The 21,746-nt window shown below is 70.5% G+C and carries 22 protein-coding genes; 12 read left to right on the plus strand and 10 right to left on the minus strand.

Translation table 11 applies throughout. The features are described from left to right. Positions 1-35 precede the first annotated feature (35 nt). Positions 36-104, plus strand: a complete 69-nt coding sequence (locus A5681_RS28205) for a hypothetical protein (protein ID WP_419866352.1) — start codon at positions 36-38, stop codon at positions 102-104. Between the two features lie 71 nt (positions 105-175). Further along, a complete protein-coding gene (locus tag A5681_RS28210) occupies positions 176-310 on the plus strand; it encodes a hypothetical protein (RefSeq protein ID WP_419866350.1) in 135 nt (44 codons plus the stop codon). Positions 311-766: 456 nt separating this feature from the next. On the opposite strand, the gene A5681_RS23560 is transcribed toward A5681_RS28210, so the two are convergent. Further along, the gene (locus A5681_RS23560; RefSeq protein WP_067281379.1) at positions 767-1,186 is read right to left on the minus strand and encodes a cytochrome c oxidase subunit 4; all 420 of its coding nucleotides are present in this window, start codon (positions 1,184-1,186) and stop codon (positions 767-769) included. A gap of 13 nt (positions 1,187-1,199) precedes the next feature. Then, the gene (locus A5681_RS23565) at positions 1,200-2,309 is read right to left on the minus strand and encodes a cytochrome c oxidase subunit II (RefSeq protein WP_419866351.1); all 1,110 of its coding nucleotides are present in this window, start codon (positions 2,307-2,309) and stop codon (positions 1,200-1,202) included. A 147-nt stretch (positions 2,310-2,456) separates the two neighbouring features. Between A5681_RS23565 and asnB the strand changes: the two genes are divergently transcribed. Further along, positions 2,457-4,415: an asparagine synthase (glutamine-hydrolyzing) gene (asnB, locus tag A5681_RS23570; RefSeq protein ID WP_067281383.1), complete on the plus strand. Its 1,959-nt coding sequence runs from the start codon at positions 2,457-2,459 to the stop codon at positions 4,413-4,415. A gap of 89 nt (positions 4,416-4,504) precedes the next feature. On the opposite strand, the gene A5681_RS23575 is transcribed toward asnB, so the two are convergent. After that, positions 4,505-5,479: a carbohydrate kinase family protein gene (locus A5681_RS23575; protein WP_067281386.1), complete on the minus strand. Its 975-nt coding sequence runs from the start codon at positions 5,477-5,479 to the stop codon at positions 4,505-4,507. A gap of 186 nt (positions 5,480-5,665) precedes the next feature. Between A5681_RS23575 and A5681_RS23580 the strand changes: the two genes are divergently transcribed. After that, on the plus strand, positions 5,666-6,310 hold the full coding sequence (locus A5681_RS23580) for a hypothetical protein (RefSeq protein WP_067281388.1): 645 nt from the start codon (positions 5,666-5,668) through the stop codon (positions 6,308-6,310). 15 nt (positions 6,311-6,325) lie between these two features. On the opposite strand, the gene A5681_RS23585 is transcribed toward A5681_RS23580, so the two are convergent. Next, positions 6,326-6,682 (minus strand): HesB/IscA family protein, encoded by a 357-nt coding sequence (locus tag A5681_RS23585; RefSeq protein ID WP_067281389.1) that lies wholly within the window; start codon positions 6,680-6,682, stop codon positions 6,326-6,328. Positions 6,683-6,746: 64 nt separating this feature from the next. After that, on the minus strand, positions 6,747-7,823 hold the full coding sequence (locus tag A5681_RS23590; RefSeq protein WP_067281437.1) for a glycerate kinase: 1,077 nt from the start codon (positions 7,821-7,823) through the stop codon (positions 6,747-6,749). 191 nt (positions 7,824-8,014) lie between these two features. Between A5681_RS23590 and A5681_RS23595 the strand changes: the two genes are divergently transcribed. The 4 genes from A5681_RS23595 to A5681_RS23610 are packed head-to-tail and all read left to right on the plus strand — an operon-like array spanning position 8,015 to position 11,057. After that, on the plus strand, positions 8,015-8,698 hold the full coding sequence (locus A5681_RS23595; protein WP_067281394.1) for a DUF3043 domain-containing protein: 684 nt from the start codon (positions 8,015-8,017) through the stop codon (positions 8,696-8,698). A 15-nt stretch (positions 8,699-8,713) separates the two neighbouring features. Continuing rightward, positions 8,714-9,250, plus strand: a complete 537-nt coding sequence (locus A5681_RS23600) for a bifunctional adenosylcobinamide kinase/adenosylcobinamide-phosphate guanylyltransferase (protein ID WP_067281401.1) — start codon at positions 8,714-8,716, stop codon at positions 9,248-9,250. Continuing rightward, on the plus strand, positions 9,247-10,302 hold the full coding sequence (gene cobT, locus A5681_RS23605) for a nicotinate-nucleotide--dimethylbenzimidazole phosphoribosyltransferase (RefSeq protein ID WP_156738123.1): 1,056 nt from the start codon (positions 9,247-9,249) through the stop codon (positions 10,300-10,302). The genes A5681_RS23600 and cobT overlap by 4 nt, the downstream gene beginning before the upstream one ends. Then, on the plus strand, positions 10,299-11,057 hold the full coding sequence (locus A5681_RS23610; protein WP_067281407.1) for an adenosylcobinamide-GDP ribazoletransferase: 759 nt from the start codon (positions 10,299-10,301) through the stop codon (positions 11,055-11,057). Before cobT ends, A5681_RS23610 begins: the two co-directional genes overlap by 4 nt. Before the next feature lie 114 nt (positions 11,058-11,171). Here A5681_RS23610 and A5681_RS23615 read toward each other — a convergent pair whose 3' ends face one another. Together A5681_RS23615 and gcvT are read right to left on the minus strand one after the other, a co-directional pair. After that, entirely contained in the window at positions 11,172-12,278 is a 1,107-nt protein-coding gene (locus tag A5681_RS23615; protein WP_067281410.1) for a branched-chain amino acid aminotransferase, read from the minus strand. 53 nt (positions 12,279-12,331) lie between these two features. Next, positions 12,332-13,429 (minus strand): glycine cleavage system aminomethyltransferase GcvT, encoded by a 1,098-nt coding sequence (gcvT, locus tag A5681_RS23620; protein WP_067281414.1) that lies wholly within the window; start codon positions 13,427-13,429, stop codon positions 12,332-12,334. Between the two features lie 41 nt (positions 13,430-13,470). Between gcvT and A5681_RS23625 the strand changes: the two genes are divergently transcribed. Together A5681_RS23625 and A5681_RS23630 are read left to right on the plus strand one after the other, a co-directional pair. After that, positions 13,471-14,595: an adenylate/guanylate cyclase domain-containing protein gene (locus A5681_RS23625; protein ID WP_067281417.1), complete on the plus strand. Its 1,125-nt coding sequence runs from the start codon at positions 13,471-13,473 to the stop codon at positions 14,593-14,595. Positions 14,596-14,606: 11 nt separating this feature from the next. Beyond that, positions 14,607-16,154 (plus strand): leucyl aminopeptidase, encoded by a 1,548-nt coding sequence (locus A5681_RS23630; RefSeq protein WP_156738124.1) that lies wholly within the window; start codon positions 14,607-14,609, stop codon positions 16,152-16,154. A gap of 21 nt (positions 16,155-16,175) precedes the next feature. Here the strand turns inward: A5681_RS23630 and A5681_RS23635 are convergent, their stop codons facing one another. Then, positions 16,176-17,777 (minus strand): phytoene desaturase family protein, encoded by a 1,602-nt coding sequence (locus tag A5681_RS23635; RefSeq protein ID WP_067281422.1) that lies wholly within the window; start codon positions 17,775-17,777, stop codon positions 16,176-16,178. Continuing rightward, the gene (locus A5681_RS23640; protein ID WP_082968515.1) at positions 17,774-18,226 is read right to left on the minus strand and encodes an SRPBCC family protein; all 453 of its coding nucleotides are present in this window, start codon (positions 18,224-18,226) and stop codon (positions 17,774-17,776) included. Before A5681_RS23640 ends, A5681_RS23635 begins: the two co-directional genes overlap by 4 nt. Positions 18,227-18,362: 136 nt before the next feature. On the opposite strand from A5681_RS23640, the gene A5681_RS23645 reads away from it, so the two are divergent. Beyond that, positions 18,363-18,707 carry an aminopeptidase gene (locus tag A5681_RS23645; RefSeq protein ID WP_067281428.1) on the plus strand — a complete coding sequence of 115 codons (345 nt, stop codon included), beginning with the start codon at positions 18,363-18,365 and terminating at the stop codon, positions 18,705-18,707. Between the two features lie 7 nt (positions 18,708-18,714). Here the strand turns inward: A5681_RS23645 and A5681_RS23650 are convergent, their stop codons facing one another. Continuing rightward, the gene (locus A5681_RS23650; protein ID WP_067281430.1) at positions 18,715-20,490 is read right to left on the minus strand and encodes an SDR family oxidoreductase; all 1,776 of its coding nucleotides are present in this window, start codon (positions 20,488-20,490) and stop codon (positions 18,715-18,717) included. A gap of 196 nt (positions 20,491-20,686) precedes the next feature. Here A5681_RS23650 and sucB point away from each other — a divergent pair. Continuing rightward, positions 20,687-21,746: 2-oxoglutarate dehydrogenase, E2 component, dihydrolipoamide succinyltransferase (sucB, locus tag A5681_RS23655; RefSeq protein ID WP_067281432.1), on the plus strand; the 1,060-nt coding region annotated here is incomplete at its 3' end.

Consider the following 21,746-nt stretch of genomic DNA (forward strand, 5'->3'; position numbering starts at 1 on the left):
TCGATCGGGTCTGGTTGCGCGGCACCGTGCTGTTGGTGACCGCGATGGGCGCAGCGCTGGTGGCGGTGGCGACGGCGGCGGTGGGGGCGGCTTGGTGGTGGTGATCTCGTCCTGCAGCGGCGGCGTCGACGGCGCGGTGGTGGTGGTGTTGGGGTTGGCCAGCTTGGTGGTGTAGGTGCGCGCGAACAGCAGCGACACCGACACCACGAGCGCGATGGCGGCCACGATCGCGGCGATCCCGACCACCCACGGCCAGCGCGGGGCGGCGTGTTCGTCCTCGTCCTCGGCCGCCTCGTCGAAGGTGTCGTAGTCATAGAGCCTGAGGTCGGCCGGCAGGTACGGGCCGCTGATGAAGTGCTCGGACTCCGGGGCCGAATACGCCCGCGAGTAGGCGTCGGTCTGGCCCGTTTGGTCGGCCTCCGGCTCGGCGCCGTCGTCGAACGGTTCGAGCTCGTCGTCGACCCCGGCGTCGTGGGCGGCGTCGGCGGGCTCGGGGGGCTCGCCGCCGGAATCCGGTTGGTGGGGACCCTCGTTCACGGAATCGGCTTCCTCAGGTTCCCATTCCGGCGGTTTCGGCCCACTCATCTTCGCCTGCCCTGTCCGACTGCCTCACCAGCGCGCGGGGCCCCGCGGCCATACCGTTGCGCGCGCGCTTGAGAAATTGTCAATTGCCTGGGCAAAACACTACCGAACACGGAGGGGCAAAGAAGTCCTGGCGAAGCGGCCACAGATCACGTGATCTGATTGTGACCTTTACGGATGCGAATCAGTGCTTCTCGGGGCCGACGTAGTACTCGAACACCAATCCCGCGACCGACGCGAGGACGAACATCACGCCCGCGGCGATCAGCCACGGCAGCCACAGCGCGATGCCGACGGCGGATACCGAGGCCGACAAGGCGATCAGGATCGGCCACCAGCTGTGCGGGCTGAAAAAGCCCAATTCACCTGCTCCGTCGCTGATCTCGGCGCCTTCGTAATCCTCGGGCCGGGTGTCGATGCGGCGGGCCACGAACCGGAAGAAGGTGGCCACGATCAACGCCAGCCCACCGGTCAGCGCCAGCGCGGTCGTGCCGGCCCACTCCTCACCACCGGTGGCGAAAAGCGCTGTCAGCACCCCATAAAGCACCGCAACCAAAATGAAAAACCCGGCGATGAATTCGAAAAGCCTGGCTTCAATATGCATTTGGTGTCCTAACCTACTGGCTTCCGGCCAACTGACCGCGCTTGGTGTCGAACGGGTGGGTCGTCACCGCGAGCGGCGCCTGACCGATCGCCTGCAATGCCTGCGCGTTGCTCTTTCCGTCGATCCGCTGCTGCAGGTAAGCCTTGAAGTCGTTGGGCGGCACCACCCGAACCTCGAAGTTCATCATCGAGTGATACGTGCCACAGAACTCGGCGCAGTGCCCCACGAAAGCCCCGGCCTTGCTGATGTCGTCGACCTGGAAGACGTTCACCGAGTTGTTCGCCTCGGCGTTGGGGATCACGTCGCGCTTGAACAGGAACTCGGGCACCCAAAACGTGTGGATGACGTCGGCCGAGGCCAACCGGAATTGAATGCGCTTGCCGGTGGGCAACACCAGGACCGGAATTTCGTCGCTGGTGCCCAGGATCTCGACCTTGTCGAAGTTCAGGTAGGTGCGGTCGGAGGTGTTGAGCCCGCGGACCGGTCCGACGAGCTCCTCGCCGTGGGCGTCCTTGCCTTCGGGCTTGGACACCATCGCGTTCTTGCGCGCCTGATCGACACCGTCGTAGGTCAGCGTGCCGTCCTTGAAGTCGACGCGCTGGTAGCCGAACTTCCAGTTCCACTGGAAGGCGGTGACGTCGACCACCACCTCCGGGTCCTTGTCGACGTGCAGCATCTTCTCCTGCACCACGACCGTGAAGTAGAACAGCACCGAGATGATCAGGAACGGCGTCACCGTGAGCACCAGCTCGAGCGGCATGTTGTAGCCGAACTGGCGCGGCAGCTCGGTGTCGGTGGCCTTCTTGCGGTGGAAGGCCGACGCCCAGAAGATCAGGCCCCACACGATGACCCCGACGACCAGCGAGGCGATCGTCGCCCCGACCCACAGCTCGCGGTTGATGTGGGCCTGCGGGGTGATGCCCTTGGGCCAGCCCAGGCCAAGCACGTCCGACCAGCTGCATCCGCTCAGGGTGAGCGCCAACACGCCGAACGTCGCGGCCAGCGCCAGCGGCCGCAGCCGACGGGACCGGCCTCGCCGAAAGCCCCCGGAACGGCGGCCAGAAAGGCTCTCAAACCTGCCGTGCGACAAACGTTGCGAACGGACCTGCTCGCGAGGTGTCACGTTGGCGCCTCCTGCTCGGATATCGAATACTACGCAGCGTAGACCACGCCGCTGACCCGAGCGACGAAACCCCGGCCCACCGGGCCGTCACGACGTGCCGGGTGCGACCGCCACGGGCTGACCCGCAGTGCGGCATACTGGGGCGCCGTGTGTGGTCTGCTGGCGTTTGTCGCTGCCCCGGACAGTGCCAGTGTCTCTGCCGCCCGGGCCGACGAGGCGATCGCGCGCGCGTCGCATCTGATGCGCCACCGCGGCCCCGACGAGCCGGGCACGTGGACCGACCCGGGAGCCGACGGATCCGTCGTGTTCGGCTTCAACCGCCTGTCGATCATCGACATCGCCCATTCGCACCAGCCGCTGCGCTGGGGCCCGGCGGAGGCGCCCGACCGCTACGTGCTGGTGTTCAACGGCGAGATCTACAACTACCTGGAGCTGCGCGACGAGCTGGCCCGCGCGCACGGCGCCGTTTTCGCCACCGACGGTGACGCCGAGGCCATCGTCGCCGGCTACCACTACTGGGGCGCCGACGTGCTCACCCGGCTGCGCGGGATGTTCGCCTTCGCCCTGTGGGACACCGCCACCGGTGAATTGTTCTGCGCCCGAGACCCATTCGGCATCAAGCCGCTGTTCATGGCGACCGGCCCCGGTGGCACCGCGGTGGCCAGCGAGAAGAAATGCCTGCTGGACCTCGCCGAGTTGGTCGGATTCGACACCGGGATCGACGAGCGGGCCGTGCAGCACTACACAGTGCTGCAATACGTGCCCGAGCCCGAGACGCTGCACCGCGGGGTGCGTCGCCTCGAATCGGGCTGCTACGCGCGGATCACGGCCGGGCGGCCGCCGGAGGTCACCCGCTACTTCGTGCCGCGGTTCGCCGCCACACCGATCACGCGCGGCACCGAGCAGGCCCGCTACGACGAGATCACCGCGGTGCTCGAGGACTCGGTGGCCAAGCACATGCGCGCCGACGTCACGGTCGGGGCGTTTTTGTCCGGCGGGATCGACTCCACCGCCATCGCGGCGCTGGCCATCCGGCACAACCCCAAGCTGATCACCTTCACCACCGGCTTCGAGCGGGAGGGCTTCTCCGAGATCGACGTCGCGGTGGCCTCCGCCGAGGCGATCGGCGCCCGCCACGTCGCCAAGGTGGTCCACCCGGACGAGTTCGTGGCGGCCCTGCCCGAAATCGTCTGGTATCTCGACGAACCGGTGGCCGATCCCGCGCTGGTGCCGCTGTTCTTCGTCGCCCGGGAGGCCCGCAAGCACGTCAAGGTGGTGCTGTCCGGGGAGGGGGCCGACGAGCTGTTCGGCGGTTACACGATCTACCGGGAACCGTTGTCGCTCAAGCCCTTCGATTACCTGCCGCGGCCGCTGCGGCGGTCGATGGGCAAGGTGTCCAAACCGCTGCCGGAAGGGATGCGGGGCAAGAGCCTGCTGCACCGCGGCTCGCTGACGCTCGAGGAGCGCTACTACGGCAACGCCCGTAGCTTCTCCGACGCCCAGCTGCGCGACGTGCTGCCCGGCTTCCGCGAGGAATGGACCCACACCGACGTCACCGCCTCGGTGTACGCGCAGTCGAAGGGCTGGGACCCGGTGGCCCGCATGCAGCACGTCGACCTGTTCACCTGGCTGCGCGGCGACATCCTGGTCAAGGCCGACAAGATGACGATGGCCAACTCGCTGGAGCTGCGGGTGCCGTTCCTGGATCCCGAGGTGTTCGCCGTGGCGTCGCGGTTGCCGGTCGAGGCCAAGATCACCCGCACCACCACCAAGTACGCGCTGCGCCGGGCCCTGGAACCCATCGTCCCCGCGCACGTGCTGCACCGGCCCAAGCTCGGGTTCCCGGTGCCGATCCGGCATTGGCTGCGCGCCGGCGAATTGCTGGACTGGGCCTACGGGTTGGTCGCATCCGCAAAGGAGGGGCGCGCCGGTCGCCTCGTCGACCTAGCCGCCGTCCAGCGGATGCTCGACGAGCACCGCAACGGCGTGAGCGATCACAGCCGCCGGCTCTGGACGCTGCTGATCTTCCTGCTCTGGCACGCGATCTTCGTCGACGCCAGCGTGGTGCCGCAGATCAGCGAGCCGGTGTATCCAGTTCAGCTCTGAGGCCGTCGAGCGTGCGCCCCGGGCGGGCGTTTGCGGCGTGCCGCCTCCCGTGGCTCACCCGCGTTGCCGCGAGTTCACGCGCGACGCCGTCAGGCGAGCACCGCGGCGATCTCGTTGGCCGCGTCGTCGCCGTAGGCGCCCGCCAACCGGCTCACCGCGGTCTCGCGGTTCCATTCCCAGTTCTGCGTTCCGGTGGATTCCAGGACCAGCACGGCGACCAGCGACCCCAGCTGCGCGGAGCGTTCCAGGCTGAGCCCGGCGCTGCGCCCGGTGAGGAAGCCCGCGCGGAAGGCGTCGCCGACGCCGGTCGGGTCGGTCTGGCTGGTCTCGGGCACCACGTCGACGTGGGTCGTCGTGCCGTCGGGCTCGACGATGTCCACGCCCTTGGGTCCCAGCGTGGTCACCCGCAGCCCGACCTTGCCCTGCACGTCGGCTTCCGACCAGCCGGTCTTGTTGAGCAGCAGCTCCCACTCGTAGTCGTTGGTGAACAGGTAGGCGGCGCCGCCGACGAGCTTGTCGATCTCCTCGCCGGACAGGCGGGGCAGCTGCTGGGACGGGTCGGCGGCGAATGCGAGGCCCAGCTTGCGGCACTCCTCGGTGTGCACCACCATCGCGTCCGGGTCGTTGGCCCCGATGATCACCAGGTCCGGCTCGCCGATGGACGACACCACGTCGGCGAGCTTGATGTTGCGGGCCTCCGACATCGCACCGGGGTAGAACGACGCGATCTGGGCCATGTCCTCGTCGGTGGTGCAGGTGAAGCGCGCGGTGTGCGCCGTCTCCGAGATGAGCACGTTGTCGCAGTTGACGTTGTGCGCCTGCAGCCACTGCCGGTAGTCGTCGAAGTCGTCGCCGGCCGCGCCGACCAGCGCCACGTCGCCGCCGAGCACGCCGATGGCGTAGGCGATGTTGCCCGCCACGCCGCCGCGGTGGATCACCAGGTCGTCAACCAGAAAACTGAGCGATACCTTCTGCAGATGTTCAGCCAGCAGGTGTTCGGAGAACTTGCCGGGGAACCGCATCAAATTGTCGGTCGCAATCGAACCTGTCACCGCGATCGTCACGAATGTCTCCGCCCTTCGTTAGTAAGGTTATCTAGCTTACGCACGTGCCTCGGCCGTCGCTGTGTCCACCGGCGGCGCCAAGCGGTGCGCTAGCCTCCCTAGGGAACTCGCTCAAGTCGCCCGGGACACGAAGCGCGGTCGGGGTATCCCGCACGTAGTCCCCGTCCACCACCGTAGGAGACCACGATGGCAGGTCCGCACTCGCCGAACCACACCGTCGGCGGCAGCGGACCCGAACCGGCAGAGTCTCAGCCGCTCGAGTTCCCCGACGACCCCCGCGCCGGTGGCGCGGCTCCCGCCAATTATGCCGGTCAGCCACCGCCGCCGATGCCCTACCCGCAGCGGCGGTCCAAGCGGCGGCTGATCATCGGCATCCTGCTGGCCGTGGCGCTGGCGGCCGCCCTGACCGTGGCGATCGTCTACGGCGTTCGCACCAACGGGGCCAACACCGGCGCGACGTTCTCCGAGGGCGCCGCCAAGACGGCGATCCAGGGGTATCTGGACGCGCTGGATCACCGCGACATCGAGGAGATCGAACGCAACGCGCTGTGCGGCATGTACGACGGGGTGCGGGACAAACGGTCCGACCAGGCGCTGGCCAAGTTGAGCAGCGACGCGTTCCGCAAGCAGTTCTCCGAGGTCGAGGTGACCTCGATCGACAAGATCGTCTACCTGTCGCAGTACCAGGCCCAGGCGTTGTTCACGATGAAGGCGTCACCCGCGGGCGGGGGCCCGTTGCGCGGTGAGCTGCAGGGCATCGCCCAGCTGCTGTTTCAGCGGGGACAGATCATGGTGTGCTCGTACGTGCTGCGCACCGGCGGCTCGTACTGAGCGGAAGTCACCCGGTCAGTTGAACGAGTCGCCGCAGGCGCAGGAGCCGGTGGCGTTGGGGTTGTCGATCGTGAAGCCCTGCTTCTCGATGGTGTCGACGAAATCGATGGACGCGCCCTCCACGTACGGCGCGCTCATCCGGTCCACCGTCAACGTCACGCCGCCGAAGTCGGCGGTCAGGTCGCCGTCCAGCGTCCGGTCGTCGAAGAAGAGGTTGTACCGCAGGCCCGCGCACCCGCCCGGCTGGACCGCGATACGCAACGCCAGGTCGTCGCGCCCCTCCTGGTCGAGCAGGGACTTTGCCTTGGTGGCGGCGGCCTCGGTCAGGATCACGCCGTGGGTCTTGGCGTTCGACTCGTTTTGCACCGTCATTGCTTCTCCTACATGCCTCTCGTTGGCTTGGGTCTTCAGGCGGGGCCCGAGAAAGTCCACTACCTCAACGGTACCTTGCAGGACCGCTATTCCCGAGTCGCGCCGCCACCACGGACGCCAGCCCCATGAGCTGATTGGCCGCGTCGGCCTGCGCCAGCCGCACCGATCCGGCGTGCTCGGCGATGGACAGGGCGGCCATGATGCCCGCCGAGCGGACCGTGGCGTTGTCCAGGCCCACCTGCCCGGCCAGCACGATCACCGGCACCCCCCGCGGCCGGGCCGCGTCCGCGAGATAGCCCACCACCTTGCCGTGCAGCGACTGCTCGTCGAACCGGCCTTCGCCGGTGACGATCAGCTCCGCCATGTCCAGGTCGTCGGTCAGGCGGGTGTGATGCGCGATGATCGCCGCGCCCGACTCGCACCGGCCGCCCAGTGCCAGCAGCCCGGCGCCGATGCCGCCCGCCGCGGCCGCGCCCGGTTCGGAGCTGACGTCGCGGCCGGCGACCGCCTCCAGAATCAGCGCCCACGCCTGCAACCGGACCTCCAGCGCCGCCACGGTGACCGTGTCCGCACCCTTCTGCGGGCCGAAGACCCTCGCCGCTCCCCACGGCCCGAGCAGGGGATATTCGGTGTCGGAGGCGGCGATGAGCTCCACGTTGGCCAGTTGGCGGCGGGCGGAGTCCAGGCCGCCGAGTTCGGCGATCATCCCCTGCCCGCCGTCGGTGCATGCGCTGCCGCCCAGCCCGACCACGATCCGCGTCGCCCCCGCCCGCAGCGCCTCGGCGATGAGCTGCCCCACTCCCCTGCTGTGGGCCGCCATCGCGGTCTCCGGGGTGGGCGGGCCGCCCAGCAGGGCCAGGCCGCACGCCTGCGCGCATTCCAGGTAGGCGGTCGTCGTGGCGGGATCGAACACCCATTGGGCCTCGACCATGGTCGACAGCGGCCCGGACACCCGCAACCGCCTGGACTTGCCCAGCCGGCTGGCGAGCACCTCGACGAAGCCGGGGCCGCCGTCGGACTGCGGGGCGACGATGAACCGGTCGCCCGGCCGGCATCGGGTCCACCCGGTCGCGATGGCGGCCGCGGCCTCCACGGCGGTCATGCTGTCGCCGTAGCAATCGGGGGCGACCAGGACGAGCATGGCCGGCAGCTGAAGACGGCCGGGAGCGAGGCCCAAAGCAGCATCATCCGAGGCCATGGTGCCGTCGTCCATCACAGGCAGCCGTTCATCACTGGTAAGAGTAGGGCCAAGTGAGGCGCTGACGCAGGTCTAATAGCAAGCCATTCCAAGCCGATTCCGGGGCCGCCCATCCGCGAAGTAACCTGGCCTCTGTGAAGTTGATGGGCCGCAAGAAGGGCCAGGACGAGGACCTTGACGAGGGCGCGGGCGCGCTCGATGCCGCCGGCGCCGCCGAGACGACGTCGCGTGGCGCGCGAGGGACGAGCCCCAAGGGCCGGCCCACGCCGAAACGCAACGAGGCGCGGCGCACCGCGCGCAAGGGTCCGGTCGCGCCCGCACCGATGACCGCGTCCGAGGCGCGGGCCCGCCGCAAGTCGCTGGCCGGCCCCAAGCTCAGCCGCGACGAGCGCAGGGCCGACCGGGCCGCCAACCGCGCGAAGATGACCGATCGCCGAGAGCGCATGATGGCCGGCGACGAGGCGTACCTGCTGCCGCGCGACAAGGGCCCGGTCCGGCGCTACGTGCGCGACGTGGTGGACGCCCGGCGCAACCTGCTGGGCCTGTTCATGCCCGCGACGCTGTTCTTGATGTTCGCCCTGTTCACCACCCCGCAGCTGCAGCTCTACGTCTCCCCGGCGATGCTGCTGCTGATGGCCGTGATGCTGGTCGACGGCCTGCTGCTGGGCCGCAGGGTGAGCAAGCTGGTGGACGCGAAGTTCCCCGACAACACCGAAAGCCGTTGGAAGCTGGGCCTTTACGCCGCCAGCCGGGCGTCGCAGATGCGCCGGCTGCGGACGCCGCGGCCCCAAGTCAAGCGCGGCGCCGATGTCAAGTAGGCCCGCCTGAGCGCGGTGCGCACGCTGGTGCTCGGCGGGATCCGATCGGGCAAATCCCGGTGGGCCGAGCACGCCATCGCCGGGACGCTGCCGGCCGGCCAGCCGGTTTGCTACCTGGCACCGGGCCCGGCCGGGGACGGCGACGCGGACTGGGCGGGCCGGGTCGCCGAGCACCGCGGCCGCCGGCCCGGCCACTGGTCGACGGTCGAAACCGACGACATCGCACGCCAATTGCGCGCGGCGCCGGACACCCCGACGCTCGTCGACGACCTGGGCTCCTGGCTGACCGGCACGCTGGACCGCCACCACGGGTGGGACGGCGGATCGGTCGCCGCCCCCGTCGAGGCCATGCTCGCCGCCGTCGGCGACTTCAACTCCACGCTGGTGCTGGTCAGCCCCGAGGTCGGGCTGACCGTCGTGCCGGCCACCGCGTCCGGTCGCCGGTTCGCCGACGAACTGGGCAGCCTCAACCAGCGCGTCGCCGAGCTCTGCGACCGGGTGGTGTTGGTGGTGGCCGGGCAGGCGGTGCCGATCAAGCCGTCGGGGGCGTGATGGAGTTCGCCCCGGTATCGCCGCCCGACGCGGGCGTCGCCGCGGCCGCCCGCGCCCGCCAGGACACCCTGACCAAGCCGCGGGGCGCGCTGGGCCGCCTCGAAGACCTGTCGGTGTGGGTGTCGTCGTGCCAAGGGCATTGCCCGCCAAGGCAATTCGAGCGTGCCCGGGTGGTGGTGTTCGCCGGTGACCACGGTGTCGCCCGGTCCGGGGTGTCGGCCTACCCGCCGGAGGTGACCGCCCAGATGGTCGCCAACTTCGAGGCGGGCGGGGCGGCCATCAACGTGCTGGCCGACCTCGCCGGCGCGACCGTGCGTGTCGCGGACCTGGCGGTGGCCGGTGACGCGGCGACGGAACGGATCGGCGCCCACAAGGTGCGGCGGGGCAGCGGCGACATCGCCGTCCAGGACGCGCTGTCCGACGACGAAACCGCCGCCGCGATCGCCGCGGGCCGGGCCATCGCCGACGAGGAGGTCGACGCCGGGGCCGACCTGCTGATCGCCGGGGACATGGGCATCGGCAACACCACCCCGGCGGCGGTGCTGGTGGCGGCGCTGACCAACGCCGAGCCGGTCGCGGTGGTGGGCTTCGGCACCGGGATCGACGACGCCGGCTGGGCGCGCAAGACGGCCGCGGTGCGCGACGCCCTGTTCCGGGCGTCGCGCGTGCTGCCCGACCCGGTGGCGTTGCTGCGCTGCGGCGGCGGCGCCGATCTGGCCGCGATCGCGGGCTTCTGCGCGCAGGCCGCGGTGCGACGCACCCCGCTGCTGCTCGACGGGATGGCGGTGACCGCCGCCGCGTTGGTCGCCGAGCGGCTGGCTCCGGGCGCCCGGCTGTGGTGGCAGGCCGGTCACCGGTCCACCGAGCCCGGTCACGCGCTGGCGCTCACCGAGCTCGGCCTCGATCCGATCCTCGACCTGCGGATGCGGTTGGGCGAGGGCAGCGGCGCCGCGCTGGCGTTGCCGGTGCTGCGCGCCGCGGTGGCCACGCTGTCGTCGATGGCCACGTTCACGCAGGCCGGCGTGTCCGACCGGGCCGCTCCCCCGCTGTGATCCGTTCGCTGGCAACGGCTTTCGCGTTCGGCACGGTCCTTCCCGTGCCGCGTTCGCGAGACGCCGCGGTGGGCCGCGGCGCGATGACGGCGCTGCCCGTGGTGGGTGCCGTCCTGGGGGCGCTCGCCGCCGCGGTGACGTGGGGCGCGGCCCAGGCGTTCGGGCCGTCCTCTCCGCTGTCCGGCCTGCTCGCGGTCGCGGCGTTGCTGTTGGCGACCCGCGGCCTCCACATCGATGGTGTCGCCGACACGGCCGACGGGCTGGGCTGTTACGGCCCGCCCGAGCGCGCCCTCGCGGTGATGCGCGACGGGTCGATCGGCCCGTTCGGCGCGGCGGCCGTCGTCTTGACGATCACGCTGCAGGGGCTGGCCTTCGCGGCGCTCGGGGCGGCGGGCAGGCCGGGGCTGGTCGGCATCGCCGTGACGGTCGCCGCCGGCCGGGTGGCCGCGGTGCTGGCCAGCCGGCGGTCGGTGCCTGCGGCCGCGAACAGCGCGCTGGGCGCGCGGGTCGCGGGCAGCCAGCCGGTGATCGTCGCGGCGGCCTGGGTGGCGGTGCTGCTGGTCGCGGCGCTGGCCGCCGGGCCGCGGCCCTGGCAGGGGCCGGTCGCGGTGCTCGTGGGGCTGGGCTGTGGTGCGGTGCTGGTGCGGCACTGCGTGCGCCGATTCGGCGGCATCACCGGCGACGTGCTGGGCGCCGCCATCGAGCTGACCACGACGGTCAGCGTGGTGGCGCTGGCCGGGCTGGTGCGGTTCTAGCCGCGAGCGCCCGGCTGGTTAGCGCCTGCCAGCCGAGCGTGCACTTATGTTCACGCTCGCGGCCGAACGTGAAAGCAGCTTCACGTTCGACGGCCGGGCATTCGCGGGCAGGGCCTAGCCCAGCCGCGCCATCCAGCCGTGGGTGTCGGCGAACGTGCCGCGCTGGATCCCGGTCAGGGTGTCGCGCAGCGCCATCGTCACCTCGCCGGGCTGGCCGTCGGCGACGGTGAAGTCGGTGTCGCCGTACTTCACGTGCGAGACGGGGGTGATGACGGCGGCGGTACCGCACGCGAACACCTCGGTGATCTCGCCGGCGGCGGCCTTCTTCTGCCATTCGTCGATGTCGATCTTGCGTTCCTCGACGGAGAATCCCGCATCAATTGCCAACTGCAACAACGAATCTCGGGTGATGCCGGGTAGCAGCGAACCGGACAGCTCCGGGGTGACCAACCGCGCCGACCCGCCGCTGCCGAACACGAAGAAGATGTTCATGCCGCCCATCTCCTCGACGAAGCGCCGTTCGACGGCGTCCAGCCACACCACCTGGTCGCACTGGTGGGCGGCGGCCTCGGCCTGCGCCAGCAGGGAGGCGGCGTAGTTCCCGCCGAACTTGGCAGCGCCGGTGCCGCCCGGGCTGGCCCGCACGTAGTCCGTCGACACCCAGACCGTGACGGGGTTGATGCCGCCCTTGAAGTACGCGCCGGCCGGTGACGCGATCAGCAGGTAGCGGTACCGCTTGGACGGCCGCACACCCAGTCCCGGTTCGGTGGCGATGATGAACGGGCGCAGGTACAACGCGTCTTCACCGCCGGCCGCGGGGACCCAGGGCTTGTCGACGGCGATCAGCTGGCACAGCGAGCCCATGAACAGTTCGTCGGGCAGTTCGGGCATCGCGAGGCGCCGCGCCGACGACCGCATCCGCGCGGCGTTGGCCTCGGCGCGAAACGACACGATCGAGTCGTCGGCCCAGCGGTACGCCTTGAGCCCTTCGAAGATCTCCTGCGCGTAGTGCAGCACGATCGCCGAGGGGTCCAGTTCGATCGGGCCGTACGGGATGACTCGCGCGTTGTGCCAGCCCCGCTCGTCGTCGTAGTCGATCGAGACCATGTGGTCGGTGAAGTACTTGCCGAAACCGGGCTCGGCCAGGATGGATCCACGTTCGGCGTCGGTCGCGGGGTTGGCCGAACGTGAAACCGTGAACTCGAGGGAGCCGCTGGTCATGGGGCTGATTGTATATCCGCCTGCGACCGGGCTTTTCACCTGAACCGGTGGCACTAACGAGTCTTGGCGTCGACGAAGGGCGGGCGCACGACTTCGCACTCCGCGGCGCGCCCGCGAATGTCGACGGTGACCCGCTGGCCGTCCTCGACTGAAGCGCCGGTATCGATCAGCGCCAGCCCGATGCCGACTTGCAGCGTCGGGGAGAAGGTCCCCGACGTGGTGACCCCCACCGGCGTCTCGCCGGCGAGCACCGTCAGACCGGGCCGCAGCACACCGCGTCCGACCATTCGCAGGCCGCGCAGCAGCCGTCGCGGTCCGGCCTCCTTCTCCGCGAGCAGCGCGTCCCGCCCGAAGAACGCGCCCTTCTTCCAGCCGATCGCCCAGCCGCATCGGGCCTGCAGCGGCGAAATGTCCAGCGCCAGTTCGTGCCCGTGCAGCGGATAGCCCATCTCGGTGCGCAGCGTGTCGCGGGCGCCCAGGCCCGCGGGCTCGCCGCCGGCGGCGCCGACCGCCGCGGCCAGCGCGTCGAACACCACCCCGGCGGAGTCCCACGGCGGCAGCAGCTCGTAGCCGTGCTCACCGGTGTATCCGGTCCGGCACACCCGCACCGGCACCCCCGAGTAGGAGGCGTCGGCGTAGCCCATGTAGTCCATGCCGGTCGGCAGGCCCAACCCGTCGAGCACGTCCGCCGATCGCGGTCCCTGCACCGCCAGCACCGCGTAGGAGCGGTGCTCGTTGGTGATCGTCAGGCCCGCCGGGGCGGCCGCCTGCAGCGCCTCGACCACCGCGGCGGTGTTCGCGGCATTGGGCACCAGAAAGATCTCGTCGTCGCCGACGTAGTACGCGATCAAGTCGTCGATGACACCGCCGGATTCGTTGCAGCACAAGGTGTATTGGGCTTTGCCCGGGCCGATGCGGCTCAAGTCGTTGGTGAGCGTCGAGTTGACGAATTCGGCGGCGGCCGGCCCGCGGATCAACGCCTTGCCCAGGTGGCTGACGTCGAACAGACCCACCGCGTTGCGGGTGGCGTTGTGCTCGCTGACGGTGCCGGCATACGACACGGGCATGAGCCAGCCGCTGAACTCGGCGAAGCTGGCCCCCAACTCGCGGTGGCGGTCTTCCAACGGGCCATGCTGTAGGTCATCGGTCACGACGGTTCACCCTAATCGCGGGGGCTGGCACACTTGGGTGGGTGGTCGATTCCCCGGACTTCGCGGCGCTCGAGGCCGCCGGAATCGCCAACGCGCGCGAGCGGGCCGACCTGATCAAGTACCTGGACGACCTCGGCTTCACCGTCGACGAGATGGTGGAAGCCGAGCAGCGTGGGCGGCTGTTCGGCCTCGCCGGCGACGTCCTGCAGTGGTCGGGGCGCCCGGTCCACACGATCGCGACCGCGGCCGACCAGCTCGGCTTGTCACCCGAGGAGGTCACCCAGGCGTGGGGTCTGCTCGGCCTGACCGTCGCCGGCCCCGACGTCCCGGTGCTCAGCCAGGCCGACGTCGACGCGCTGGCGACCTGGGTCGGCCTGAAGGCGGTGGTGGGCGAGGACGGCGCGTTCGGATTGCTGCGGGTGCTCGGCGCCGCGATGGCGCGGCTCGCGGAGGCCGAGTCGACGGCAATCCGGGCCGGGACGCCGGACATCCAGATGACCTACACCAACGACGAACTCGCCACGGCGCAGGCGTACCGCGCCGTCGCCGAGTTCGTCCCGCGCATCTCGGGGCTGATCGACGTCGTCCACCGGCACCATTTGACCGGCGCCCGAACCCACTTCGAAGGCGTGCTGCGCGATACCTCGGCAAGCGTGTTGTGCGGCATCGGTTTTGCGGATTTGTCCGGGTTCACGGTGCTCACCCGCGCGCTCACCCCCGCCCAACTCTCCGCTCTGCTCAACGAGTTCGCCGGCACCGTCGCGGACGTCGTGCATCGCGATGGCGGCCGGGTGGTGAAGTTCATCGGCGACGAGGTGATGTGGGTGAGCGCATCGCCCGAGCGCCTCGCCAAGGCGGCGGTCGACCTGGTCGACCATCCGCGGGCTCGCGAGGAGGGCCTGCAGGTCCGCGCCGGCCTGGCCTTCGGCTCCGTCCTGGCGATCAACGGGGACTACTTCGGCAGCCCGGTCAACCTCGCGGCGCGCCTGGTCGGGGCCGCCGCCCCGGGCCAGATCCTGGCCGATGCGGCGTTGCACGAACACCTGCCGGACTGGCCGGCCACGCCGCGTGGCCCCTTTGACCTCAAGGGTTTTGACACCCCGACGATCGCCTTCGAGCTGCACGGAGGGGACGCCGCCGATCCCGGCGCGGGCTCCGGCGATTAGGGTAACTGCCCGTGACCACCGATTTGAGCTATGACAGCCCCTCCGTCAACGTCGCCACATCGCTGCCCAAACGCGGGGCGGGCTCTTCGGTATTGATCGTGCCCGTGGTCTCCACCGGCGAGGAGGACCGACCGGGGGCGGCTGTTGCCCCCGGCGAATCGCTGCTACCGGCCGACGCGGTCACCGAGATCGAATCCGCGTTGCGCGCGCTGGACGCCACCGGCGGCAGCGAGCAGGTCCACCGGCTGGTGGTGCCGTCGCTGCCGGTGTCCAGCGTGCTGACGATCGGCCTGGGCAAACCGCGACCCGAGTGGCCCGCCGACACCATCCGGCGCGCCGCCGGGGTGGCGGCGCGGTCGCTGGGCACCGCCGAGGCGGTGCTCGTGACGCTGCCCGGTGACTTCAGCGCCGACGTCTGCTCGGCGGCCGTCGAGGGCCTGATCCTGGGCAGCTACCGGTTCACCGACTTCCGCAGCGGCAAGACCGCGCCGAAAGACAAAGGGCTGCGCAAGATCACCGTGCTGTCCGCCTCGAAGGACGCGAAGGCGGCCAGCGCGCACGGCGCCGCCGTGGCGACCGCCGTGGCCACCGCCCGCGACTTCGTCAACACGCCCCCAAGCCACCTCTTTCCGGCCGAATTCGCCCGGCGTGCAAGGGCTTTGGGTGAGTCTGTGGGCCTCGAGGTGGAGGTGCTCGACGAGAAGGCGCTGCAGAAGGGCGGCTACGGCGGCGTGATCGGCGTCGGTCAGGGTTCGTCGCGCCCGCCGCGGCTGGTGCGACTGACCCATCGGGGTTCCAGGCTGGCCAAGAAACCCAAGCAGGCGAAGAAGGTGGCCCTCGTCGGCAAGGGCATCACGTTCGACACCGGCGGCATCTCGATCAAGCCGGCCGCGTCGATGCACTACATGACCTCGGACATGGGCGGCGCGGCCGCGGTCATCGCCACGGTGGCGCTGGCCGCGCAGCTGCGGTTGCCGATCGACGTGATCGCCACCGTGCCGATGGCCGAGAACATGCCGTCGGGCACGGCGCAGCGGCCCGGTGACGTGCTGACGCAATACGGCGGCATCACCGTCGAGGTGCAGAACACCGACGCGGAGGGCCGGCTGATCCTGGCCGACGCCATCGTGCGGGCGTGCGAGGACAACCCCGACTACCTGATCGAGACCTCCACGTTGACCGGCGCCCAGACGGTGGCGCTGGGCGCCCGGATCCCCGGGGTGATGGGCAGCGACGAGTTTCGCGACCGGGTCGCCGCCATCTCGCAGCGGGTGGGCGAGAACGGCTGGCCGATGCCGCTGCCCGACGAGCTCAAGGAGGACCTGAAGTCGACGGTGGCCGACCTGTCCAACATCAGCGGCCAGCGCTTCGCCGGCATGCTGGTCGCCGGGGTGTTCCTGCGCGAATTCGTCGCCGACGGCGTGGGCTGGGCGCACATCGACGTGGCCGGCCCGGCGTACAACACCGGCGGCCCGTGGGGGTACACACCCAAGGGCGGCACCGGAGTGCCGACCCGCACCATGTTCGCGGTGCTCGAGGACATCGCCGAGAACGGCTAGCGCACGGCCGGCGCTCGGCGGTTAGCGTTTACCCGTCAGCACCGAGAAGACCGCTCGCTGCACCGCGCGGCGGGGCCAGCCGGTGGCGCCATCTGCGGCCAGCGCGGCGTTGGCCGCGTTGCGTCCGCAGGCGCCGTGCACCGAGCCGCCCGGGGTGGCCGACGCGCTGCCCAAATACAGCCCCTGCACCGGGGTTTCGGCCCGGCCCATGCCGGGCGCCGGGCGAAAGATGAGCATCTGCTGTAGCTGCGCGGTGCCGCCGTTGAGCGCGCCCATGTGCAGGTTGGCGTCGCTGGCCTCCAGGTCCGACGGGCGTTGAACGAACCGGTCCACGACCGCCGAACCGAATCCCGGGGCGTGTTCTTCGATCACCCGGTCCACCGCTTCGGCGAGCCGATCGGCCGACGTGTCGTCGGCGACGTTGCGCGGCAGATGCGTGTAGGCCCAGACACTTTCGGTGCCCTTCGGCGACCGGGTGGGATCGGCCGTGGTGGTCTGACCCAACAGCATGAAGGGATGCTCGGGCACCACCCGGGTGTTCAGGTCGGCCATCCAGCGGATCAGCCCGTCACCGTCGGCGCCCAGATGGACGGTGCCCACGCCGTGCAGGTTCTTCGCCCGCCACGGAACCGGTGCTCCCAGGGCGTAGTTGACCTTCACCACGGGTGGGTCCCAGATGAAGTGCTCGAGGTCGCGTAACAGCTTGGGCGGCAACGCATCCGGCGGAAGCATGTCGCAGAACAATCGCGGGGCCGTCACGTCGGCGACGATGGCGCGCCGCGCCGCGACCGTGCTCCCCTCGGCCGTCGTCACCCCGACCGCGCGGCCGCCCCGCACCTGGATGCGGGAAACGTTCTGGTTGCACTCGATTCGCGCGCCGGCGGAGCGGGCTCGGTTGACCAGGGCGGCCGTCAGCTGTCCCGACCCCCCGACCGGCACCGGCCAGCCGCAGTCCTGGGCCAGCATCGTCATCAGGAATCCCATCGCGCCACTGATCGGCGCGTCCGGCGGAACGTCGGCGTGCATCGCGTTGCCCAGCAACAACACTCGCGGCGCTTCGCCGGCGAACAGCTCACTCGCCATGGTGTTGGCCGGCTGCACCAGCAGGCGCGCCACCCGCAGCGCCTCCGAGGTGCCCAGGCTGGTCAGCAGCCGCAGCAACGGGCGCACGGGCGGGAACGGCGCCAACATGGCGTCGAGCAGCGGCGCCTTGATCCGCTCCCACAAGTGGACCAGGCGCCACCAGTTGTCGCCGTCGGCGGGCGTCCGGCGGGCGAATTCCGCTGCCGTGCGGGCCGGGTCGTGGTAGACGATGGGCGGGTCGTCGTCGGCCGCGCTGCGCGGATGCGCCAGCACCACCGGCGCGTGCGACCAGCGCAGGCCGTGGTCCTCCAGCCCCAGGGCGGCGATCGCCGGCGAGGCCACCGTCATCGGGTAGTACGAGCTGAACAGGTCGGTGATGTAGCCCGGCGTCAGCTCGGCGCTGCGCACCGCGCCGCCGGGTTCGGGCTGGGCCTCCAGCACCAACACGTCCCAACCGGCGTCGGCCAGCATCGAGGCGGCGACCAGTCCGTGGTGTCCCGCCCCGATCACCACGGCGTCGGCGGTGTCCCGCACGCTCATTTCACCTGGCTGGGCACCTTGCGCTCGGCCAGAGCCGCCAGCCGCCAGAGGCACTCCTTGTTGCGCGGGTAGGCCGCGGCCAGCGCGAGCGAGTCGGGAACGGCGCCCATCGGGCCTTCGACGGGCCGTTCGATCATCTCGACCCGGCAGCCCTGCGGTGTCTCGTGCAGCAGCATCGTGATCCGCGCTGCCCCGAGTGGCCCGAGGCGGGCGCACAACACCAGCTTGTGCGGCGGCTCGCTCTCCTCCACCACCGTCGCGTCGTTGATCACCAACGGCCAAATCCCGATCGAGTGCCTGATCGACGACCCGGGCTCCGGCCAGTTCGGATCGACGGCCCGCATGCGGCTGTTGCCCACCACCCACTGGGTGTAGGTCCACCCGTCGGCCAGCACTTCCCACACCCGCTCGCAAGGCGCGGCCACGTCCCGCGTCGCAATCAGTACCACGACCTGACTCCCCCTCTCGGTTACCGCCGCGGAATACCCACGAACGGGACGCTGAATCCGGCCGCTCGGGGTTTACCGGCCCCGTCCGGCGGCTAATCTCCCACGGTCGAAAACGTGTACGAAGAGAGGCGAGATCGTGACGGTGCGACGGTTGATCCTGGGTGTGGGCGCCGTGCTGCTGCTGGCGGGCGTGATCGGGCTACTGGCGCCGGTGTCGATTTCCGACGGCAACGGGCATTCGATCGGGTGCGGGAATGCGGTCGCCACGGACCTGTCGGCGGCCAGAAGCGCCAATAACAACAGTGTGGCGAACATCCCGATCCTCAATCAGGTCGTCCCGCACACCGACTATGTGGCGCAGTGCCAGTCGTCGGTGGGCAGCAGGCGCACCTGGTCGATCCCGCTGGCGGTCATCGGGCTGCTCGCGATCGGCGGCGCGTTGTTGACGGGCCGCCAGGGCGCCGCGCGGACGGGCATCTGAGCCCGGGTCAGATCACTCGCAGCCGCGCAGCGTTGCGCAGCCCCTGTGGCGCCAGGCGCGAAAGGCCGTACAGCGCATAGGCTTCCGGCGCGACCGGGCGGATCGGTTTCTTCTTCTGGACCGACGACAGGATCGCGTTGGCCACCTTGTCCGGGCCGTAGTGCCGTAGCGCGAACATCTTGCCGAGTTGGCCCCGCCGGCCGTCGACCTGTTCGCCCTTTCCGGCGGGCGCGTCGAAGCGGGTGGTGTTGATGATGTTGGTGTCGATGACGCCCGGGCAGATCGTGGTCAGTCCCACGCCGGCCGTGTCGAGTTCGGCGCGCAGGCAGTCCGAGAACATGTACGTCGCCGCCTTCGACGTGCAGTAGGCGTTGAGCGACTGCAGCGGGGCGTAGGCGGCCATCGACGAGACGTTGACGATGTAGCCGCCGGTGCCACGCTCCACCAGCCGCCGCGCGAAGGATCGGCACCCGTTGACCACGCCGCCCAGGTTGACGTCGAGCACCCGGTCGAACTGCTCGGCCGGGGTGTCCAGGAATCCGCCCGCGTGCCCGATGCCGGCGTTGTTGACGACGATGTCGGGCACGCCGTGCTCGGCGCTGACCCGTTCGGCGAACGCCTCGACGGCCTCGGCGTCGGACACGTCGAGCACGTAGGCGTGCGCGACGCCGCCGCGGGTGGCGATCTCGGCGGCCGTGGCCTTGACGGCCGCTTCGTCGATGTCGCTGATGACGAGCTCCGCGCCCTCCCGGGCGAACGCGAACGCCGTCTCGCGTCCGATTCCGCTGCCGGCGCCGGTGACCGACACCAGGGTGTCGCCGAAGGACCCACGGGGACGCCCGACCTGGGCGCGCAGCAGCGCGCGGCTCGGCGGCTTGCCCTCGGCCCAATCGGCGAACTCGTGGACCGCGGCGGCCATCACCTGCGGGTGCGACATCGGCGAGAAGTGACCGGCCTTGATGTCGCGCCGCCACAGCCGCGGCACGAACCGCGGCGTGTGGTCGTAGCCGTACGGCCGCACGTATTTGTCCTTGGTGTTGACGATCAGCTGCACCGGCACGTCGACGTCGTGGATGCCCTGCCCGCGGCCGGAGAACGAGCGAAAGTAGTTGGCGGGATAGGTTTTCACCGAACGGGCGGCGTCGCGGGCCAGCTGGGGCGAGTGATGGATCTGCTCGACCGGGATGTTGTCCACGGCGTTGCGCCGCAGCGCCGGGATCGACATCGTCAGCCGCAGGAACAGCGGCGCGAGCACCGGGATCGAGAAGAACAGCATGTAGCTGAACCGCAGCGCCTGGCTGACCGCGCGGGCGAATCTGCGGGGGCGCCAGGGTTGGCGCAGGCCGCTGAGGATGTAGTCGACCAGTTGCTCCTGGCTCGGGCCGGACACCGACGTGAACGTCGCGACCCGGTCACCGGCGCCGGGCCGCTTCAGGTAGTGCCACACGCCCACCGAGCCCCAGTCGTGGGCGAGCACGTGCACGGGCCGGCCGGGGCTGAGTTCTCCGGTGACCGCGGCGAAGTCGTCGGCGAATCGGTCCATGGTGTAGGCGGACACCGGCTTGGGCGCCGAGGACGAGCCGACGCCGCGGTTGTCGTATCGCAGGATGCGAAACCGGTCGGCCAGCAGCGGCACGACACCGTCCCACAGCACGTGGCTGTCGGGAAAGCCGTGGACCAGCACGACGGTGGGCCCGTCGGGATTGCCCTCTTCGTAGACCGCGATTCGCGCGCCGTCGGCGCTGTCGACGAAATGCTGGGCTAGTTGTTGTGTTGCCGGCATCTCCGACCTCCCCGCTTGGATTGCAGTGGCCACACCGTAGCAAGGGTGTTCGGGCCGTCCCGGCAACCGCGCGCGGTCCGCCCTGGATGTGTGCCGGCGCGGGCGCAGTGACAGGATAGTTTTGGATAGCTACTTGCAACGGCTAGCGAGATGTTCGACCCACCCCGACCCACGAGCGATCGAGGAGTCAAAGACGATGGCCTTCTCCGTCCAGATGCCCGCACTCGGTGAGAGCGTCACCGAGGGGACGGTCACCCGCTGGCTCAAGCAGGAAGGCGACACGGTCGAACTCGACGAACCCCTCGTCGAGGTGTCCACCGACAAGGTCGACACCGAAATCCCGTCGCCCGCCGCCGGTGTGCTGACGAAGATCGTCGCGCAGGAGGACGACACCGTGGAGGTGGGCGGCGAGCTGGCCGTCATCGGCGACTCGTCCGACGGCGGCGGTTCGCAGGCGGCCCCGGAGGCGCCGAGCCAGCCCGAGCAGCCCGAGCCGCAGGCCGAATCCGCGCCGCCGGCCCAGCCCGAGCCCGAAGCGGCCGCGCCCGCCCAGCCCGAACCGGCGCCGCAGAGTTCCGGTGGCGGCGACGCAACCCCGGTGCTGATGCCCGAGCTGGGCGAGTCGGTGACCGAGGGCACGGTGACCCGCTGGCTGAAGAAGGTCGGCGACTCGGTCGGCGTCGACGAGGCGCTGGTCGAGGTGTCGACTGACAAGGTGGACACCGAGATTCCCTCACCGGTGGCCGGCGTCCTGGTCAGCATCACCGCCGAGGAGGACGCCACCGTGCCGGTCGGCGGGGAGCTGGCGCGGATCGGCACCGGCTCCGAGGCCCCGTCCGCCCCGACTCCCCCGCCCGCTCCCAAACCGGAACCCAAGCCCGAGCCGGCACCCGAACCGCCCAAGGCCGAACCACCCACGGCCGAGGCGAAGCCCGAACCGCAGCCGGTGTCCCAGCCGGCGCCCGCGCCGAAAGCCGCTCCGGCGCAAGCACAGCCGGCCGCCGAGCCTGGCGGCTCGGGTCAGGACGGCGCCCCCTACGTGACCCCGCTGGTGCGCAAGCTGGCCACCGAGAACGGCATCGACCTGGCGGAGATCACCGGCACCGGCGTCGGTGGCCGCATCCGCAAGCAGGACGTGCTCGCGGCGGCGGAAAAGAAGCAGCAGGCGCAGAAAGCGCCCGCCCCGGCCCCCAGCATGGCGGCCTGCGGCGGAACCAGGATGGGGGTGTCGAACAACGCGCCCTGGCTGCCGATGT

This window comes from Mycobacterium scrofulaceum, assembly GCF_001667885.1.
In the GTDB taxonomy this organism is placed as follows: domain Bacteria; phylum Actinomycetota; class Actinomycetes; order Mycobacteriales; family Mycobacteriaceae; genus Mycobacterium; species Mycobacterium scrofulaceum_C.

What these genes read in the sequence shown, in the direction of transcription:
- A5681_RS23650 (WP_067281430.1), bottom strand. Translation starts at nt 20,490, where the DNA reads ATGCCGGCAACACAACAACTAGCCCAGCATTTCGTCGACAGCGCCGAC.
- A5681_RS23590 (WP_067281437.1), bottom strand. Translation starts at nt 7,823, where the DNA reads ATGCTCGTCCTGGTCGCCCCCGATTGCTACGGCGACAGCATGACCGCC.
- A5681_RS23560 (WP_067281379.1), bottom strand. Translation starts at nt 1,186, where the DNA reads ATGCATATTGAAGCCAGGCTTTTCGAATTCATCGCCGGGTTTTTCATT.
- A5681_RS23615 (WP_067281410.1), bottom strand. Translation starts at nt 12,278, where the DNA reads ATGACCAGCGGCTCCCTCGAGTTCACGGTTTCACGTTCGGCCAACCCC.
- A5681_RS23635 (WP_067281422.1), bottom strand. Translation starts at nt 17,777, where the DNA reads ATGAGCGTGCGGGACACCGCCGACGCCGTGGTGATCGGGGCGGGACAC.
- A5681_RS23580 (WP_067281388.1), top strand. Translation starts at nt 5,666, where the DNA reads ATGGCAGGTCCGCACTCGCCGAACCACACCGTCGGCGGCAGCGGACCC.
- A5681_RS23585 (WP_067281389.1), bottom strand. Translation starts at nt 6,682, where the DNA reads ATGACGGTGCAAAACGAGTCGAACGCCAAGACCCACGGCGTGATCCTG.